The 17,306-nt window shown below is 73.3% G+C and carries 16 protein-coding genes; 7 read left to right on the top strand and 9 right to left on the bottom strand.

Features of this window, described 5'->3' with window-relative positions; translation table 11 throughout:
* The first annotated feature begins 43 nt into the window (after positions 1 to 43).
* Positions 44 to 1,477 carry an amino acid permease gene (locus tag ACWGH0_RS28785; protein ID WP_453407173.1) on the top strand — a complete coding sequence of 478 codons (1,434 nt, stop codon included), beginning with the start codon at positions 44 to 46 and terminating at the stop codon, positions 1,475 to 1,477.
* 82 nt (positions 1,478 to 1,559) lie between these two features.
* On the opposite strand, the gene ACWGH0_RS28790 is transcribed toward ACWGH0_RS28785, so the two are convergent.
* The gene (locus tag ACWGH0_RS28790; RefSeq protein WP_453407174.1) at positions 1,560 to 2,738 is read right to left on the bottom strand and encodes a CapA family protein; all 1,179 of its coding nucleotides are present in this window, start codon (positions 2,736 to 2,738) and stop codon (positions 1,560 to 1,562) included.
* 271 nt (positions 2,739 to 3,009) lie between these two features.
* Between ACWGH0_RS28790 and ACWGH0_RS28795 the strand changes: the two genes are divergently transcribed.
* Complete coding sequence (locus tag ACWGH0_RS28795) at positions 3,010 to 3,552, top strand: sigma-70 family RNA polymerase sigma factor (protein WP_453407175.1); 543 nt, start codon at positions 3,010 to 3,012, stop codon at positions 3,550 to 3,552.
* Positions 3,553 to 3,789: 237 nt separating this feature from the next.
* Entirely contained in the window at positions 3,790 to 4,251 is a 462-nt protein-coding gene (locus ACWGH0_RS28800; protein ID WP_453407176.1) for a hypothetical protein, read from the top strand.
* On the opposite strand, the gene ACWGH0_RS28805 is transcribed toward ACWGH0_RS28800, so the two are convergent.
* From ACWGH0_RS28805 to ACWGH0_RS28825, 5 genes are all read right to left on the bottom strand, one after another.
* Positions 4,252 to 5,496 (bottom strand): sensor histidine kinase, encoded by a 1,245-nt coding sequence (locus tag ACWGH0_RS28805; RefSeq protein ID WP_453407177.1) that lies wholly within the window; start codon positions 5,494 to 5,496, stop codon positions 4,252 to 4,254.
* Positions 5,493 to 7,238 (bottom strand): sodium/solute symporter, encoded by a 1,746-nt coding sequence (locus tag ACWGH0_RS28810; RefSeq protein WP_453407178.1) that lies wholly within the window; start codon positions 7,236 to 7,238, stop codon positions 5,493 to 5,495. Before ACWGH0_RS28810 ends, ACWGH0_RS28805 begins: the two co-directional genes overlap by 4 nt.
* On the bottom strand, positions 7,239 to 7,637 hold the full coding sequence (locus ACWGH0_RS28815) for a hypothetical protein (RefSeq protein WP_453407179.1): 399 nt from the start codon (positions 7,635 to 7,637) through the stop codon (positions 7,239 to 7,241). It abuts the gene before it with no gap.
* Positions 7,638 to 7,677: 40 nt separating this feature from the next.
* A complete protein-coding gene (locus ACWGH0_RS28820) occupies positions 7,678 to 7,956 on the bottom strand; it encodes a hypothetical protein (RefSeq protein WP_453407180.1) in 279 nt (92 codons plus the stop codon).
* A 205-nt stretch (positions 7,957 to 8,161) separates the two neighbouring features.
* Entirely contained in the window at positions 8,162 to 8,947 is a 786-nt protein-coding gene (locus tag ACWGH0_RS28825) for a LytR/AlgR family response regulator transcription factor (protein WP_453407181.1), read from the bottom strand.
* A gap of 277 nt (positions 8,948 to 9,224) precedes the next feature.
* On the opposite strand from ACWGH0_RS28825, the gene ACWGH0_RS28830 reads away from it, so the two are divergent.
* Positions 9,225 to 9,917, top strand: a complete 693-nt coding sequence (locus tag ACWGH0_RS28830) for an anti-sigma factor family protein (protein ID WP_453407182.1) — start codon at positions 9,225 to 9,227, stop codon at positions 9,915 to 9,917.
* A gap of 300 nt (positions 9,918 to 10,217) precedes the next feature.
* Here ACWGH0_RS28830 and ACWGH0_RS28835 read toward each other — a convergent pair whose 3' ends face one another.
* The 3 genes from ACWGH0_RS28835 to ACWGH0_RS28845 form a co-directional block, all read right to left on the bottom strand.
* Entirely contained in the window at positions 10,218 to 11,078 is an 861-nt protein-coding gene (locus ACWGH0_RS28835) for an Fpg/Nei family DNA glycosylase (RefSeq protein ID WP_453407183.1), read from the bottom strand.
* A 14-nt stretch (positions 11,079 to 11,092) separates the two neighbouring features.
* On the bottom strand, positions 11,093 to 12,427 hold the full coding sequence (locus ACWGH0_RS28840) for a wax ester/triacylglycerol synthase family O-acyltransferase (protein ID WP_453407184.1): 1,335 nt from the start codon (positions 12,425 to 12,427) through the stop codon (positions 11,093 to 11,095).
* A 116-nt stretch (positions 12,428 to 12,543) separates the two neighbouring features.
* Positions 12,544 to 14,637 (bottom strand): SpoIIE family protein phosphatase, encoded by a 2,094-nt coding sequence (locus ACWGH0_RS28845; RefSeq protein ID WP_453407185.1) that lies wholly within the window; start codon positions 14,635 to 14,637, stop codon positions 12,544 to 12,546.
* Positions 14,638 to 14,826: 189 nt separating this feature from the next.
* Between ACWGH0_RS28845 and ACWGH0_RS28850 the strand changes: the two genes are divergently transcribed.
* Genes ACWGH0_RS28850 through ACWGH0_RS28860 form a run of 3 tightly spaced genes read left to right on the top strand, consistent with a single transcriptional unit; the run spans position 14,827 to position 17,294 of the window.
* The gene (locus ACWGH0_RS28850; protein ID WP_453407186.1) at positions 14,827 to 15,348 is read left to right on the top strand and encodes a DUF1990 family protein; all 522 of its coding nucleotides are present in this window, start codon (positions 14,827 to 14,829) and stop codon (positions 15,346 to 15,348) included.
* Positions 15,349 to 15,356: 8 nt separating this feature from the next.
* Complete coding sequence (locus ACWGH0_RS28855; RefSeq protein WP_453407187.1) at positions 15,357 to 16,778, top strand: lipase maturation factor family protein; 1,422 nt, start codon at positions 15,357 to 15,359, stop codon at positions 16,776 to 16,778.
* Between the two features lie 42 nt (positions 16,779 to 16,820).
* Positions 16,821 to 17,294 carry a hypothetical protein gene (locus ACWGH0_RS28860; RefSeq protein WP_453407188.1) on the top strand — a complete coding sequence of 158 codons (474 nt, stop codon included), beginning with the start codon at positions 16,821 to 16,823 and terminating at the stop codon, positions 17,292 to 17,294.
* The last annotated feature ends 12 nt before the right edge of the window (positions 17,295 to 17,306 follow it).

Genomic DNA, 17,306 nt, shown 5'->3' on the forward strand with positions numbered 1-17,306 from the left:
ATGAGCCGCCATCAGCCGACAGTCGTCTGCGGAGGTATGACTCATGGCCGGACTCCGGGCGGGGCAGGGCATCCTGCGCCGCAAACCGATCGAGCAGGTCGAGGAGGGGGACGCCGGTGAGCGGCTGACCAGAACGCTCGGGCTCTGGCAGCTCACCGCGATCGGCGTCGGCGGCATCATCGGCGCGGGCATCTTCACTCTCGCCGGTACGGTCGCCAACGGCACGGCGGGACCCGCCGTCCTGGTCTCCTTCCTGATCGCCGGTGTCGCGAGCGCGGCGGCGGCGTTCTCGTACGCCGAGTTCGCGGGCATGATCCCGAAGGCCGGTTCGGCGTACACCTACGGCTACGTGGTGCTCGGTGAGCTCGCGGGCTGGTTCATCGGCTGGGACCTGCTGCTGGAGTACACGGCGATCGTGGCGGTGGTCGCGATCGGCATCTCCGGCTACTTCAACTTCCTGCTGGACGACCTGGGCGCCGAGCTGCCCACGTGGATGCTGGGCGCGCCCGGCACCGGCAGCGGCCACCGGGTCGACCTGATCGCGGCCGTGCTCTGCCTGTTCATCGCGTACCTGCTGACGCTCGGCATCAAAAGCGCGGCGCGCTTCGAGACGGTCGTGGTGGTGCTGAAGGTGCTGGTCGTGCTCGTCGTGATCGTGGTCGGCTTCTTCCACGTCAAGACCAGCAACTACAGCCCGTTCTTCCCCTTCGGCGTCGGCGGCGCGTTCACCGGCGCGGCGACGGTGTTCTTCGCGGTCTTCGGGTACGACGCCATGTCGACGGCGGCCGAGGAGTCCAAGGACGCGCAGCGCCACATGCCGAAGGCGATCCTGTACTCGCTCGCCATCTCGATGGCGCTGTACGTGCTGGCCACCCTGGTGCTCACCGGCATGCAGAACTACACGGAGATCGACCCGGAGAGCGGCTTCTCGACGGCCTTCCAGTCGGTGGGGCTCGACGCGCTCGCGGACGTGATCGCGGTGGGCGCCATCATCGGCATCCTCACCGTCATGTTCACGTTCATGCTCGGCGTCACCCGTGTGTGGTTCTCGATGAGCCGCGACGGGCTGCTGCCGCACTGGTTCGCCAAGACGCATCCGACGCGGCACGTGCCCGTGCGGGTGACGTGGATCGTGGGCTTCGCGTCGGCGCTGATCGCCGGGTTCCTGCCGATCGGCGAGGCCGCGGAACTGACCAACATCGGCATCCTGCTGGCGTTCGCCGTGGTGTGCACCGCCGTGATCGTGCTGCGCTACCGGCGGCCCGACCTGCCGCGCAGCTTCCGTACGCCGGGCATGCCCGTGGTGCCGGCGATCGGGGTGGTGTCCTCGATCTGGCTGATCACCTACCTGGCGGCGGAGACCTGGCTGCGCTTCGCCGTCTGGTTCGCCCTCGGGCTGGTGATCTACTTCGGTTACTCGTACCGGAAGTCGGCGCTGGCGAAGCAGCCGGGGGCCGACGCCGGCGGCCGGAAGTAGCGCGTGGGGCGCCGCCGGGCGGGTCCGCTCCCGCTCGGCGGCCGCCGGGGCCGGGCCCGGCGGCGGACCGGGCCCGAGGTGCCTACCGGCCCATCCGCAGGCCGTCCTCCCCCGCGTCCCGGCTCAGCACGACCTCGCGGATCCTGTCCCGTACCGCCGTGTGGTCCTCGCCCGCGTCGATCGCCGCGTTCAGATTGCGCACGCGACCGGCGTCCGTGTCGAACCACTGGGGGATGAACTCCGCCTTGCTCACCCGCCACCGCCGCCCCTCCCGCGTCGGCGGCGCGAAGGTGAAGCGGCCGATCGTGCCCTGGTTGCCGCGCGGGTCGAACGACCCGGAGTGGTTGACCATCGCACCGGCGATCTGGTCCCCCATGCCGTAGACGATCCAGGTGCCGTTCACCTTCTCGTACGCCTGCGGAACGTGCGCGTGCGTGCCGAGGATGAGGTCGATGTCAGGCCGGCCGCCCGTCTTCGACGCGGTCAGCGCCCTGCCGAGGCGCAGCTGCTGCGCGTCGGGCTCGTCCTGCCACTCCGTGCCCCAGTGCAGCGAGACGACGACCACGTCGGCGCCCGCCTTCCTCGCGGCCCGCGCGTCGGCGACGATCCTGTCTTCGTCGATCATGTTGACCGCCCACGGCCGGCCCTCGGGCATCGGATAGCCGTTCGTGCCGTACGTGTACGCCAGCTGGGCGACCTTCGCACTGCCTCCCTTCAGCCACGCCGGCTCCCGGGACTCGGCCTCCGTCCTGGCGGAGCCGACGTGCCGGACACCCGCCTTGTCGAGCGCGGTGAGCGTCCGGTCGATGCCCTCGGCCCCCGCGTCGAGGCTGTGGTTCGAGGCGGTGGAGCACGCGTCGTAACCGGTGGCGCTCAGCCCTTTCGCCACCTCGGGGGGCGATTTGAAGTTGGGATAGCCGGTGTACGGGCCGCCGTCCGCCCCGTAGACCGTCTCCATGTGGCAGATCGCCAGGTCGGCCGCCGAGACCACCGGCGCGACCCCCGCCAGCATCGGCGCGAAGTCGTATCCCTCGCCGCCCGCGTCCGCCGCCGCCTGCCGGATGATCGACGCGTGCGGCAGTACGTCGCCCGAGGCGACCAGGGTGAAGCCCCGCTGCTGCCCCCGGCCGGCGCCCGCCGCCAGGTGGGCCGAGCGGTCGGAGCCCGGCGGGGACTTCGCCGGCGGGCCGGCGCACGCGGTGACGCCGCCGATCAGCAGCGCGGCCACGGCCGTAGCACCCTGCACTTTTCGCTTCACCATCAGACCGACTTTCGTCTTGTATTTCTTATGGCGAAACAAACCGATATGGGGGACTTCCGCAAGTCGAGGGCCACGGCCGTGCCGGACACGGACGCCGGCCTGCGGCCCGACCGTTCGTCGTGCCATTCGTCGCACCGTTCGACCGCTCACCGCACGGCCCCTGCCGCCCGTTCGGCCGCCGCGTCCCGCACCCCCGCGCACCGGCCGGGCGGCGGTTATCTTCGCCGCCGTCAGGCCATCGGCACCCGGTTCTCCCGAAGGGGCGTCAACGGTGACTTCCTCCGCTTCCTCCCTCACGCAGCACACCGACGAACGAGACATCGCCGCGCTCCAGCGCGAGCACGGCAAGGCCCTCTTCTGCTTCCTGCTGAGCCTCACCTACGGGGACCGGCAGCGGGCCGAGGATCTCCTCCAGGAGACCCTGGTCCGGGCCTGGCAGCACCCGGAGGCGCTGGCGAGCGACCACGACTCGCTGCGCCCCTGGCTCTTCACGGTGGGGCGCAGGCTCGCGATCGACGCCCGGCGGGCCCGCCGCTCCCGGCCGCACGAGGTCGGCGACGACGTACTGGAGCAGTCGGCGCTCCCCGAGGACCACGAGGAACGCTCCGTGATCGCGCTCGACGTCCGCCGGGCCGTGGGCGCGCTGCGGGGCGAGCACCGCGAGGTGCTGACCCAGGTGTACTTCCGCGGGCGTTCCGTGGCCGAGGCGTCCGAAGCGCTCGGCATACCGGCGGGCACGGTCAAGTCCCGTACGTACTATGCTCTGCGCGCGCTGCGGAAGGTACTTCCCGGGTACGGTCGCGACGCCGCCTGAGGCACTTCCGCACCACCCGTCCCGCAGGTCAGATCGTCACCTTCCGTACCCGTGCAGAGCAGGCCGATTTCGAAACGGCAGCGCCAAGTTGAGTAAAGACCGCACGCCGTGCGTGTCTGAGAGTGAAGGCTCGGCGGTGCCCCGCAGGACACGGATACAGATCAGCCCGGGAGAAGGTGGAGTGCTGTGCTGCCCGAGAGTACGAATGGCACCAGCGGAGACAGGCTCGCGGTACCGATGGCTTGGCTGTACGCCGAGTACATCGCCGACGAGCTGCTCCGTACGGGCAATCTGGTCCCACCCGGCACGATCGAGTTCCGGGCGGGCCGCGAGACCCTGGCGCTGACCGTCTACCTGTCCGACAGCTCCGACGAGCTGTCCGGCATCCGCGTCGTCTCCAGCCTCGACGAGTGGCTCTCCCTCACCACGTACGGCCATCCCTGGGAGACCTGGGTACGCGAGAGACTCGCCGCGCGGACGGCCGATGCCGGGCGTGACGGGGCCGCCGGTCCCGACCTCGAACTGGCGCTGGCCTCATGGCGCTGGCTCAGCGGCACCGAACTGCTGGCCGCCGACCTCGGCGGCGCGATCCCCTGGCACCAGGCGGCGGATCTGGGAGTGGACGAGAGCGACCAGGTGTGGATGCCGGCCTGGCAGCTCGGACTGCCGCTCGGCCATCTGGCCATCCACCTCTTCTGATCACCGCCCCGCCCGCGGTGCGGAGCGCCGGCCCGGTCCGGCGGGAGCCGACGGGTGCACTCCGGCGCGGTACTTGGGGAAGCGCAGCGTGATCTTCATGCCCGCGCCCACGCCGGTCTCGATCACGAGGCCGTAGTCGTCGCCGTACACCTGGCGCAGCCGGTCGTCGACGTTGGACAGGCCGATGCCGGACGACGCGGTGTGCTCGCCCGCGAGGATCCGCCGCAGCCGCTCCGGGTCCATGCCGACGCCGTTGTCCTCGATGACCACCGTCGCCTCCGCCCCCGCGTCCCGGGCCGCGATGGTGACCCTGAACTCGTCGGTGGAGTCCTCCAGTCCGTGTTTCACGGCGTTCTCCACGAGCGGCTGGAGGCAGAGGAACGGCAGCGCGACGGGCAGCACCTCGGGGGCGACCTGGAGCGTCACCTTCAGCCGGTCGCCGAAACGGGCTCCGGCGAGCGCGAGGTACTGCTCGACGGAGCGCAGTTCGTCGGCGAGGTTGGTGAAGTCGCCGTGCCGGCGGAAGGAGTAACGGGTGAAGTCCGCGAACTCCAGCAGCAGTTCACGGGCCCGCTCGGGATCGGTGCGTACGAACGAGGCGATCGCGGCCAGTGAGTTGAAGACGAAGTGGGGTGATATCTGGGCGCGCAGGGCGCGGATCTCCGCCTCGACGACGCGGGTGCGCGAGCGGTCCAGCTCGGCGAGTTCGAGTTGGACGGATACCCAGCGGGCCACTTCGGTCGCCGCCCTGACCAGGACGGCCGACTCCCGTGACCCGTAGGCGACGAGCGCGCCCAGCACGCCTTCCTCGCCGGTCAGCGGGGCGATCACGGCCCACCGCAACGGGCACTGGAGGTCGTCGCAGTCGGTGCGTACGCTCTGGCTCCGCCCGGAGGCGAGCATTTCGGGCACCCGCCGCAGCACCGCCTCGCGGTGGTGGTCGCCGCCGGGACCGTCCCACGCGAGCACGCTCTCGCGGTCGGTCAGGCACAGTGCCTCGGTGCCGAGCAGCGAACGCAGCCGGCGGGCCGCCTTGCGGGCGGTGTCCTCGGTCAGCCCGGCGCGCAGCGGCGGCGCGGCGAGCGACGCCGTGTGCAGGGTGTGGAAGGTGGCGCGCTCGACGGGTGTGCCGAGGTCCAGGTCCTCGCCGCGCCCGTGGCGGGCGGTGACGCGGCCGAGCACGAATCCCACGGCGAGGAGTACCGCGCCCGCGGCGGCCACCGCCGCGATCCCGATGGCGGTCATCCCCGCGCTCCCCCGCTCGCGCCCGCGCCGTCCTTCACCATCAGATCCTCCGGCAGGTGGAGCCGGGCCAGGGTCGCGGCCGTCCCGGCGGGTATCCGGTGCGGGGTCGCGAGGGAGACCAGAACCATGGTCAGGAACCCCAGCGGCACCGACCACACGGCGGGCCAGGCGAGCAGTGAATGCGCCCAGCCGCCCCCGGGGAGCCCGGCCCTGGTCGCCATGACGGCGGTCAGGGCGGCCCCGCCGCCGACGACGAGACCCGCCACGGCGCCGGGCGGGGTGAGCCCGCGCCACCAGATGCCCAGCACGAGCAGCGGGCAGAACGAGGACGCGGACACCGCGAAGGCGAGGCCCACGGCGTCGGCGACCGGCACGTTGACCGTCACGATGCCGAGCCCGAGCGGCACCGCCATGGCGAGGACGGTGGCGAGCCGGAAGTGCCGTACGCCCCGGGACGGGAGGACGTCCTGGCTGAGGACTCCGGCGACCGACATGGTCAGCCCCGACGCGGTGGACAGGAACGCCGCGAACGCCCCGCCCGCGAGCAGCGCCCCCAGCAGGTCGCCGCCGACGCCGCCGATCATCCGGTCGGGCAGGACGAGGACGGCGGCGTCCGCCTGGCCGGTGAGGGACAGTTCGGGGGCGTAGACCCGGCCGAGCGCGCCGTACACCGGTGGCAGCAGGTAGAACGCGCCGATCAGGCCGAGTACGACGAGGGTCGTGCGGCGTGCGGCGGTGCCGTTGGGGCTGGTGTAGAAGCGGACGGCGACGTGCGGCAGCCCCATGGTGCCGAGGAAGGTCGCGAGGATCAGCCCGTACGTCGCGTAGAGCGGGTGCTCCTCTCGGCTGCTGGCCAGCGGCTGGGACCAGCTCGACGCGCCCGCCCGGTCGGTGCCCGCCTTCTCCGGGACCGGGGAGTGGGCCGGGAAGCCCAGCTCCGTACCGGCGTCGATGCGGTGGACGCCCGCGTCGAGGGAGACCGGCTCGCCGTCGTGGCGACTGCCGTCGACCGTGCCCGTGACGGTGACGCGCAGCGGCCGGTCGAGGTCGACGCGCACGGTGTCGCCGACCGTCACGAGCGTGTGCTGCCGGAAGGTGGCGGGCTCCGCGAACCGGGCGCGCGGCGCGTCGTCGCCCAGCCAGGCGAGGGCGAGGAAGAACGCGGGCACGAGCAGCGCGGTGAGCTTGAGCCAGTACTGGAACGCCTGCACGAAGGTGATGCTCCGCATCCCGCCGGCCGCCACCGCCCCGGTCACGACGAGCGCCACCACGAGGCCGCCCACCCAGTCGGGGGCACCGGTGAGGATCTCCAGCGTCAGGCCCGCGCCCTGGAGCTGGGGCAGCAGGTAGAGCCACCCGATGCCCACGACGAAGAGGCTGGCGAGCCTGCGGACCTGGGGCGACTCCAGCCGGGCCTCGGCGAAGTCGGAGAGGGTGTACGCCCCCGAGCGGCGCAGCGGGGCCGCCACGAGGACCAGCAGGACGAGATAGCCGGCCGTGTAGCCGACCGGGTACCAGAGCATTTCGGGGCCCTGGAGGACGACGAGTCCGGCGACGCCGAGGAACGAGGCCGCGGACAGGTACTCGCCGCTGATGGCGGCGGCGTTCAGGCCCGGCTTGACGCTGCGGGAGGCCACGTAGAAGTCGGAGGTGGTGCGGGATATGCGCAGTCCGAGCGCGCCGATGAGGACGGTGGCGAGCACGACGACGGTGACGGCGGCCACCGCGTACGCCTGGTTCACTCAGCGTCCTTCGACGAGCTTGCTGAAGGCGCGCTCGTTGCGCTCCGCGCGCCGCACGTACCAGCGGGCGATCAGCCACATGACGGGGTAGACGGCCACGCCCAGCACCGCCCAGACGAAGGGGGCGGGCGACGGCAGGTCGGACGCGGTGAACACCTCCGGCAGCGAGAACAGCAGCGGAAGCGAGCCGACGAGCAGGACGAGCGCGCCCAGGGAGATCAGCGCGGTCCGCAACTGGCTGCGCATCAGGGACCGTACGTACGTCGCTCCCAGGGTGGTCTGCTCGGTGATCTCGGACCGCGCCGGGGCGTGCCCCGGCGGCCGGCGCGTGCCTCGGGGCACACCGGTGACGGTCTCGCGGCGTGGTGGCCGCTCCGGGAGGGGCTGATCTGCGGACATCGGCGCGAGTCTACGCAGCGGCGATTACTCCGGGTAGGGGTCAGCGGCCGGGCTTTCGGGCGCCGGCGCCGCAGTCGTCGAGCGCGAATTCCAGCTCGACGTACGACTCCTCGGCCCGGCGGAAGGCGATCTCCAGGGCGGCGGCGGTGCGCGGGCCGGCGAGGTCGCGGGCGGCCTCCCGCACCTCGTCCAGCACGTCGGCCCAGCGGCCCGCCGCGCTCTTGACCCCGGTCAGCAGCGCTTCCAGGTCGCGCGCGTCGGACGGCCTGGTCGGCGGCAGGCCGCGGAGCTCCTCCAGCAGCGCGTCGAGTTCGGACATCCGGGCTCCTTGTCACGGGTGGCCCGACCGAGCGTATGCGGCGGACGGGGCCGTACGGACGCGCAACGGCCCGGGAGCGGCGAGCGGCGGGTGCACGGCGCTGAACGGCGCCCGGGGGCGGACCGGCGGTCGGGAGAGGGCGTCCCCGGGGCGCCGGTCGTGCGCCGCCGTTCCGCCGTTCCCGAGCAGGGCGTTCCCGGCGGGGTCAGCCGCGTGCCCGGCGCATGAGGAGGTCGCGGAGTTCGCGCGCGTGACGCCGGCTCACGGCGAGTTCGGCGTCGCCGACCCGCACGGTCGTCGCGCCCGCGTCCATCCGCAGTTCGACGATGCGGCCGAGGGCCACGAGGTGGCGCCGGTGGATCCGGACGAAGCCGCGAGCGGCCCAGCGCTCCTCCAGGGTGGAGAGGGGGATGCGTACGAGGTGGCTGCCGGCGCGCGTGTGCAGGCGCGCGTAGTCGCCCTGCGCCTCGACGTACGCGATGTCGTCGATCGCGACGAACCGCGTGACGCCGCCCAGTTCGACGGGGATCTGGTCGGCGGTCTGCGGCGCGACGGCGGGCGGGACGGCGGGCGGGACGGCCGTGGCCGGAGCGGGGCTCGCCTCGACCTGGTCGCAGACGCGGCGTACCGCTTCGGCGAGGCGTTCCCGGCGTACCGGCTTCAGAACGTAGTCCACCGCCTTGAGGTCGAACGCCTGGACGGCGAACCCCTCGTGCGCGGTGACGAAGACGATGAGCGGCGGACGGGCGAACCCGCCCAGGAGCCGGGCGATGTCGAGCCCGGTGAGCCCCGCCATGTGGATGTCGAGGAAGACGACGTCGATGGCGTCGTCGCCGTCGGGGCCGGCGTCGAGCGCGCGGTTGATCCGGCGGAGGGTCTCGGTGGCGTCGGTGGCCCCTTCGGCACTGCGGACCCGGGGATCGGCGCGCAGCAGGTAGAGGAGTTCCTCCAGAGCCGGTCGTTCGTCGTCGACAGCCAGTGCGCGCAACATGGGGGGAGTGTAGGAGCAGGGGGCGTGACCTGGACATACGGGTCGGCGACTTCGTGGCGAACGGACCGCTCCCGGCCTGCGCCCGGTGCGCCCCGCCCGCCCGGAACCCAGGCGGGTTCGCGGCCCGCCCGCACGCCGGGGACGGCCCCCGCGTGCGGCTGCGGGAGAAATCCGCCCCGCCCGGCTTACGGCATGAGCAGAAACGCCGCGATGTGCGTACCTCAGGACGACCTGTCGGTTACCCCACGAACCACGCGAGCCCCCTAGGAATTGCCCCATGAGCAGGAACCAGCGGCATCGGGACGTCGGCGCGTACGCGCTCGGCGTCCTCGATCCAGCGGACTCGTTCCGCTTCGAGGAACACCTGGCCGACTGCGCGACGTGTGCCGTGCGCCTCGGCGAGTTCGCCGGACTGGAGTCGACGCTGGCCGCCTACGCCCATGCCGGCGGCGGCGCCCCCGCGCCGCTGCCCGAGCCCCCCACGGCCGGGTTGCTGGACCGGTTGCTCGCCACGGTCGAGGCGGGCCGCCGGCAACGGAGCAGGCGGCGCCTGCGGCTGGTGGCCGCGGCGGCGGTGCTGATCATCGGCGGCCCCGTCGCGGCGCTCGGCCTGCGGCCGGGGGGCGGGGACGGCGGCGGCCCGGTGCGGCGGTACGCCGCCACCGATCCCGCCTCCGGGGTCCGGGCGGCGGTCGCCCTGCGCGAGCGGGGCTGGGGAGCGGCGGTCGGGCTGGAACTGGCCCGTGTCGCCGGGCCGCTGACCTGCGAACTCGTCGTGGTCGGCAAGGACGGCGAGGAGCAGACCGTCACGACGTGGGCGGTCCCGGAGGGCGGCTACGGCATGCCCGGAGTCGAGGGGCACGAGGAACCGCTGCGCACGGAGGGCGGCGCGGCCCTGCGCGGCTCCGACATCGCCCGCTTCGAGGTCCGCACGCTGGACGGCAGGCGCCTGGTGACGATCGGGGGCTAGCACCGGGCCCCCGGTCGGGCTCACCCCGGGCCGCGCGCCGCCGTACGGGCGGCACCGGAATACGGGCCGGACCCTGCCCGCGCGCCGCCACCCGGACCGTACCGGCGTACCGGCCGCTCAGGGCCCCGCGCCGCCACCCCGGACCCTACCGGCGTACCCGCCGAACCCCGGCCCCGCGCCGTCCGGACCGTACCGGCAGAGGCGGGACCCATGTCGTCGCCACCCAGGACCGTACCGGCGTGCGGCCGGCCAGGCTCAACGTCGCCGCCCGGCGGCCGCCCGCCCGTGCCCCGCGCCGCCTCACTTGAGCAGGCGGGACAGCCGGCGGTCCGCGAGGGGTTTGCCGCCTGTCTGGCAGGTCGGGCAGTACTGCAACGACGAGTCGCTGAAGGAGACTTCGCGGATGGTGTCGCCGCACACGGGACACGCCTCGCCCGTCCGGCCGTGCACCCTGAGTCCGCTCTTCTTCTCCGCCTTCAGCCGGCCGGCGGCCACCCCGCGCGAGCGTTCCACGGCCTCGCCGAGGGTGGTGCGCATCGCCTCGTACAGCGCCGTCGTCTCGTCCTCGGTGAGGTTCGCGACCGGCTTGAAGGGCGACATCCTCGCCGCGTGCAGGATCTCGTCGCTGTACGCGTTGCCGATGCCGGCGATCAGGCTCTGGTCGCGCAGGGCTCCCTTGAGCTGCCGCCGTTCGCCCGCGAGCAGCTGCGCGAACCGGTCGCGTCCGAAGCCGTCGGTGAGCGGGTCGGGGCCGAGCCGGGCGATCCCCGGCACGTCGGCGGGGTCGCGTACGACGTACACGGCGAGGCTCTTCTTCGTGCCGGCCTCGGTGAGGTCGAACCCGGCCCCGTCCGCGAGGACGACGCGCAGTGCGAGCGGCCCCTTGCCCGGGCGCGGCGGCTCGGCCGGCTGTTCGTCCTTCCAGCGCAGCCAGCCGGCCCGGGCGAGGTGGGTCACCAGGTGCAGGCCGCCCACGCCGATGTCGAGGAACTTGCCGTGCCGGCCGACGGAGGTGACCGCCGCCCCCTCCAGCGCGGAGAGCGGCGGGTCGTACGTCTTGAGCACGCTGATGGCGACCGGGACGACCCGGGTGATCTCCCGGCGGACCAGGTGCTCGTCGAGGAACTCTCGCAGTGCTTCGACTTCGGGCAGCTCAGGCATGTTCCCAGCGTGCCTCAGCCCGTGGCGGCCCGCAGCAGGTCTGCCAGCTCGTCCGCGAGGCTGCCGGTCAGACGGTCCAGGTCGGGGACCGCTTTGGCGTCCGCGACCAGGCCGGCGTGCACCCGGCCGCCGTACGTCGTCAGGGCGACGGCCAGGGACTGGCCGCGGGCCAGCGGGGCCATGGGGTAGATCGCGCGCAGGGGGCTGCCGCCGAGCGAGAGGGTGGAGCGGGGCAGCGGCACGCTCGTGACGAGCAGGTCGAAGAGCATCCGCGCCGCGCTGCCCGCGAGCGGGGCGCCGAACCGGTGGGCGAGCGGCGGCAGATGGTCGGCCAGTACGGCGACCGCCCCCGCGCCGCGCCCCGGCCCTTCGGCCTTGTTGCGGTCCATCGTCCGGCGCACCGCCATGAGCCGCGCCCAGGGGTCCGCCTCGGAGACGGGCAGGCCGACGAGGTACGCGGACAGTCTGTTGCCGGAGGCCGCCGAACCGCCGGGCCGGCGCCGGGACACCGGCACCAGGGCGCGCGGGCCGGCGGCGGGCAGCGGTTCGCCGCGCTCCAGCATCCAGCGGCGCAGGGCGCCGGCGACGACCGCGAGCAGCACGTCGTTCGCGGTGCCCCCCGCCGCCCTGCGGATCTTCAGTACGTCGTCGAGCCCCAGCACGGCGGTGCCGAGCCGCCGCGTCCCGCTGGATCCGGCGGCGAAGGCGCTGGCTCCCCAGGGGTCGAAGCGGCTGGCCCGCATGACGGAGGCGCCGATGCCGACGGCCCTGCCGACCTCCTCGATGCGGTCCCGGGCGAAGCCGACGACCTGGTGCGGGCCGGGCAGCCAGGAGCGGGGCGGCACGCCGCGTTCCCGGCGGGCGCCGGCCGCGCCGGCGCCGGCGATCTGGTCGAAGATCGCCGCGCCGATGGCGACGGCGCGCATGCCGTCCGCGAGGGCGTGGTGCAGCTTGACGAGTACGGCGAACGCTCCTGAGTCGCCGGCGGTCAGGACGTACATCTCCCAGGGCGGCCGGCCGCGTTCGAGCGGCTGTTCCATCAGCGCGCCGGCGATGTGGGTGGCGTGGGCCTCGAAGTCGCCTTCGGGAAGTCTGATCCTCCGCACGTGCCGGTGTACGTCGAAGTCCTTGGCCGTCGTCCAGGCCGCCCCGCCGACCGGCAGCAGTACGGCGCGTACGCGCATGCCGAGCCGGGGGACGGCGGCGGCCCGCTCGGCCAGCAGCCCCGCGACGCGGTCGCCTTCGCCCGGCCCGTCGAAGAAGGCGAGGGCCCCCAGGTGCATGGGGTGTTCGGTGGATTCGAGGTGCCAGAAGGCCAGATCAAGAGGTGCCAGAAGCTCGGTGCTCAAGGAGCCCTCACGTCGTCGGAGGCCGGTGGAGAGTCCGCAGTCAATCCCGGGCGGTCGGTTACGGTCAAGTACGACCTGACTCCACACGGTTACCGAGTGGTACAAGTCAGGGGCGCTCACTGCCGGTCGGGCACGACGAACTCGCACCAGACGCACTTGCCGCTCCCCCGCGACTCCACGCCCCAGACGTCCGCGAGCCGGTCGACGAGCATCAGCCCCCGCCCGGACACGCCCGACTCCCCCGCCTCCCGGCGGCGCGGCAGCGCGCTGGAGCGGTCCTCGACCTCGATGCGCAGCCGGCGCTGCGCACCCGTCAGCACCCGCGCGGTGATGATGGCCCCGCCGTCGGTGTGCATCAGCGCGTTGGTCATCAGCTCGTCGGCGGCCAGCTCGATCTCGTCGGCCCGCTCCCGGGCGCCCCAGGCCCGTACCGCCGCGCGGACCATGTGCCGGGCCGAACGGAGCGCCTCGGGGTCGTTCTGCGCGACGTGCTGCTGGAGCCGTCCGCCCGCCCGCGGCACGTCCGCGGCCTTGCGGCGCAGGAGCAGCAGCGCGACGTCGTCCTCGCCGCCCCGCTCGTCGACGACTTCGCAGAGCCTGTCGGCGAGCTCCTGGAGGTCGCTGGGTCCGCTGTGGACGAGGGCGGACAGCATCTGCATGCCGTCGTCGAGGTCCGCGCCGGGCAGCTCGACGAGCCCGTCGGTGCACAGGAGCAGTGTCTGGCCGGGGTCCAGCTCGACGGTCGAGACCGGGTATTCGAGCCGGCCGAACTCCGCCGAGAGGCCGAGCGGCAGACCACCGGCGGCGGGCAGCCTGCGGCACGTGCCGTCCACGTGCCGCACCAGCGGGTCGATGTGCCCGGCGCGCACGAGCTGGACGACCCCGGTGGTCAGGTCCGTCTCGGCGTAGGTGCAGGTGGCGAAGCGTTCGGTGTCGAGTTCGTGCAGGAAGACGGAGGCGCGGGCCATCACGGTCGCCGGGGTGTGCCCCTCGGCGGCGTACGCGCGCAGCACGATGCGCAGCTGGCCCATGACGGCGGCGGCGTGCGTGTCGTGCCCCTGTACGTCGCCGATGACCGCGCCGACGCGTCCGCCGGGCAGCGGGATCACGTCGTACCAGTCGCCGCCGATGTCGCGGCCGAGACGGGCCGAGCGGTAGCGGACGGCGATCTGCGCACCGGGGACTGAGGGGATGCGGCGCGGCAGCATGGCCTGCTGGAGGCCCTCGGCGAGGTCCTTGTCCTGTTCGAAGAGCATGGCCCGCTGGAGGCTCTGCGCGATGCTGCTGCCCAGGGCGATCAGGACGTTGCGTTCGTCGGAGGTGAAGCCGATCCGGTCGCCGTAGAGCAGGCCGAGCGCGCCGACCGGTCTGGCCTGGGCGATCAGCGGCAGGTAGGCGGCGGAGGTGATGCCCAGGTTCTTGATGTGCTGCCACAGCACCGGGTAGGAGGCGGCGAAGTCCTCCGGCGACTCGATGAAGCGGGGCGCGAGGGTGCGGACGACCTCGCTCATCGGGTACTGCTCGTCGATCCGGGTGTAGCGGGTGCCGGGCATGAAGGAGCCGTCGGGACCGTCGGCGACGAGATGGATGCGGCCCGCCTCGACCAGCCCCATGACGAGACTGGCCGCTCCCAGGTTCTCCAGGCCCTGGGAGTCGTTGAGCACGTCGATGACGTCCTGCACCGTGCGCGCGTGGGCGAGTGCGGCGGTCGTGCCCTGGACCAGGCTCGTCTTGCGGCGCCTCTCCGCGTCGTGTTCGAGCCGGTCGGTGGAGTCGGCGAGTTCCTGGGTGGCGTCGCGGACGACGCCGATGATGCGCCGGGGCCGGCCGTCGGCGTCGCGCCGCACGGCGCCCTGCGTGTGGGTCCAGCGCAGTGTCCCGTCGCGGCAGCGGATGCGGAAGTAGGCGCCGTACGTGACGCTGCCGTTCTTCAGCGCCTGGGAGACCAGGGCGTCGAGCCGGGCGGCCTCGGCGGGCGGCACGCGCACCCCCAGCTCCTCGGGACGGCCGGAGTACTCCTCGGGGGGCATGTCGAAGACCGCCAGAGCCGAGTCGTCCATCCGCATGGTGCCGCTGTCGAGGTCCCAGTCGAATCCGCCCAGGCCGAGGGTGGCGCCGTAGACCTCGAAGAAGCAGCAGGCCACGCCGCCCTTGCGCTCCCAGCACCGGCAGTACTCCGCCGCCTCCCCGCCCCCTTCGCCCGATCCCATGGACCCACGCTAGGCGCGGTCCGCTGCTCGCGCATGCGGGGCCGCGGGGAAGCGGCGCGCAACGGAACGCACACGGGAACGACGACTTGAACGCGTTCATCGCGGTCCGTACAGTCGTCGGCGATGACTTGAACGCGTTCAAATGCGCCCGCTGTGCGCCATGCCGGGAACGACCGAGGGAGACAACGGATGAGCAGGCTCACCTACCCCGAGACCGGTGCCACCGCGCGCACGCCGCTGCCCGCCGGCTACCACCACCTGCGCCACCGTGCGGCGGTCGGCACCGGCCGCGCCGCCTTCGAGGCGGCGGGCGCGGCGGTGACCACGTGGCGGATGCACCGGGCCTCGGGCGTACGGGTACGGGCGGACGCGGCGCGCGCCGAACCGGGCACGGCCGTCGAGTGCGCCCTGGGCATCGGTCCGCTGCGCCTCGTCGCGCGGTGCGAGGTGGTCTGGACGGCGTACGAGAAGGACCGGACGGGCTTCGCGTACGGGACGACCGCCCGGCACCCGGAGTGCGGCGAGGAGTCGTTCGTCGTGGAGCTGGCGGGCGACGGCACGGTGTGGTTCACAGTCACCGCGTTCAGCCGCCCGGCCGCCTGGTACGCCCGGCTCGCCGGCCCCCTGGTGCCCGCCTTCCAGCACGCGTACGCCCGGCGCCTCGGCGCGGCCCTGCGGCGGATCGCCACGGGAGCGCCCGTCCGCCGATAATGGGCGTGATGGAGTGGTTCACCGAGCCCGACTACTGGTTGAGCCGGCTGGTCTTCCAGCGGGCTCTGGCCGCCGTGTACCTGGTCGCGTTCCTCGCGGCCGCCCTCCAGTTCCGCGCGCTCATCGGCTCCCGGGGCATCCTGCCGGTACCGGAGTTCCTCCGGCGAACGTCCGGCCGGCAGTCGCCCACCCTCTTCCGGCTGCACTACTCGGACCGGTTCTTCGCGGCGTGCGCCTGGGCGGGCGTCGTGCTCGCGGCGGCGCTGGTCGCGGGCGCCGCCGACCGGTGGCCACTGTGGGCCGCCATGCTGATGTGGGCGGTCCTGTGGGCGCTGTACCTGTCGATCGTCAACGTGGGGCAGACCTGGTACGCGTTCGGCTGGGAGTCGCTGCTGCTGGAGGCGGGCTTCCTCGCGGTGTTCCTCGGCAACGAGCGCACCGCCCCGCCGGTGCTGGTGCTGTGGCTGCTGCGCTGGGTGCTGTTCCGGGTGGAGTTCGGCGCGGGGCTGATCAAGCTGCGCGGCGACGCGTGCTGGCGCAAGCTCACCTGCCTGGACTTCCATCACGAGACCCAGCCGATGCCGGGCCCGCTGAGCTGGTTCTTCCACCACCTCCCCGCACCGCTGCACCGGGTGGAGGTGGCGGCCAACCACGTGACCCAACTGATCGTCCCGGTGCTCCTCTTCACACCCCAGCCGGTCGCGGGCGCCGCCGCCGGGGTGATGATCCTGACCCAGCTCTGGCTGGTGCTCTCCGGCAATTTCGCGTGGCTGAACTGGCTCACCGTCGTCCTCGCGCTCTCGGTGATCGACTTCTCCCCGTGGGCCGCCGCGCCCGACCTGCCCGCCTCGCCCCTCTGGTACGAGGTGGTGGTCCTCGCCGTCACCGCGCTGCTCGTCGCCCTCAGTCACCGGCCCGCCCGCAACCTGCTCTCGCGCCGCCAGGCCATGAACCGCTCGTACGACCCGCTGCACCTGGTCAACTCCTACGGCGCGTTCGGCAGCATCAGCCGGGTCCGGCAGGAGATCGTCGTGGAGGGTACGGACGAACCGGTGGTGCACCGGGGCACGGTGTGGCGCGCGTACGAGTTCAAGGGGAAACCGGGCGATCCGCGCAGGCTGCCGCGCCAGTTCGCGCCGTACCACCTGCGCCTGGACTGGATGATGTGGTTCGCGGCGCTGTCCCCCGCGTACGCGTACGCCTGGTTCGACCCGTTCGTGGAACGCCTGCTCACGGGCGACCCGGCGACGCTGCGGCTGCTGCGCGGCAATCCCTTCCCCGACGCTCCGCCCACCCACGTCAGGGCCCGGGTCTACCGCTACCGCTTCACCACCCGGCGCGAACTGCGGGAGACCGGGGCCTGGTGGCACCGCACACTGGTGCGTGAGTTCCGGCCGCCGATGGCGCTCGCCCGCCCGGCGCCGCCCTGACAGAATCGGGCGCTGCACCGGGAACGCGGGGAGGCGGGGACGATGACGGCTGAGGCGTTCGAGGCGGCGACCGGCGACGGGCCGGCCCCGGAGGCGTCCGACGGGCGGCGGGCCGCCGAGGTGCGGGTCGCGTTCGAGGGGCTGATGCAGATCAGACGGCTGACGAACACGGAGGCCGACGAACCGCAGGCGGTGCCCGCGGCGTGGGAGGTCCGGCAGGTGGTGCGTTCCGTGGCCCTGGCGCTGGAGGCGGCGGGCATCCCGGTCTCGGCCGTGGACGCCTCCGGCGCGCGGACGGCGACGGGTTACCGCGTCGGCGCGGGCGAGCGTTCCGGCACGGCGCGGGTGGAGTGGCTCGGCCCGCCGGGCGGCGGCGCCGCTCAGGACGAGCAGGAGGCGCTGGCCGGGTGCGCCGACGAGCTCGGCCGCCTCGGATGGACGGCGCTGCTGTACCGGGGGCCGCGCAGGCGGCGCTTCCTCGAGGTGGAGCCGCCGGCCGCCGGCCGCAGCCGCTGACCTACGACCGCG

This window comes from Streptomyces sp. NPDC054887 (assembly GCF_053610585.1).

Bases quoted from the DNA above. Each gene is read 5' to 3' on its own strand.
- ACWGH0_RS28785 (WP_453407173.1), top strand. From the start codon at position 44: ATGGCCGGACTCCGGGCGGGGCAGGGCATCCTGCGCCGCAAACCGATC.
- ACWGH0_RS28790 (WP_453407174.1), bottom strand. From the start codon at position 2,738: ATGGTGAAGCGAAAAGTGCAGGGTGCTACGGCCGTGGCCGCGCTGCTG.
- ACWGH0_RS28800 (WP_453407176.1), top strand. From the start codon at position 3,790: ATGGCTTGGCTGTACGCCGAGTACATCGCCGACGAGCTGCTCCGTACG.
- ACWGH0_RS28805 (WP_453407177.1), bottom strand. From the start codon at position 5,496: ATGACCGCCATCGGGATCGCGGCGGTGGCCGCCGCGGGCGCGGTACTC.
- ACWGH0_RS28815 (WP_453407179.1), bottom strand. From the start codon at position 7,637: ATGTCCGCAGATCAGCCCCTCCCGGAGCGGCCACCACGCCGCGAGACC.
- ACWGH0_RS28820 (WP_453407180.1), bottom strand. From the start codon at position 7,956: ATGTCCGAACTCGACGCGCTGCTGGAGGAGCTCCGCGGCCTGCCGCCG.
- ACWGH0_RS28825 (WP_453407181.1), bottom strand. From the start codon at position 8,947: ATGTTGCGCGCACTGGCTGTCGACGACGAACGACCGGCTCTGGAGGAA.
- ACWGH0_RS28830 (WP_453407182.1), top strand. From the start codon at position 9,225: ATGAGCAGGAACCAGCGGCATCGGGACGTCGGCGCGTACGCGCTCGGC.
- ACWGH0_RS28835 (WP_453407183.1), bottom strand. From the start codon at position 11,078: ATGCCTGAGCTGCCCGAAGTCGAAGCACTGCGAGAGTTCCTCGACGAG.
- ACWGH0_RS28845 (WP_453407185.1), bottom strand. From the start codon at position 14,637: ATGGGATCGGGCGAAGGGGGCGGGGAGGCGGCGGAGTACTGCCGGTGC.
- ACWGH0_RS28850 (WP_453407186.1), top strand. From the start codon at position 14,827: ATGAGCAGGCTCACCTACCCCGAGACCGGTGCCACCGCGCGCACGCCG.
- ACWGH0_RS28855 (WP_453407187.1), top strand. From the start codon at position 15,357: ATGGAGTGGTTCACCGAGCCCGACTACTGGTTGAGCCGGCTGGTCTTC.
- ACWGH0_RS28860 (WP_453407188.1), top strand. From the start codon at position 16,821: ATGACGGCTGAGGCGTTCGAGGCGGCGACCGGCGACGGGCCGGCCCCG.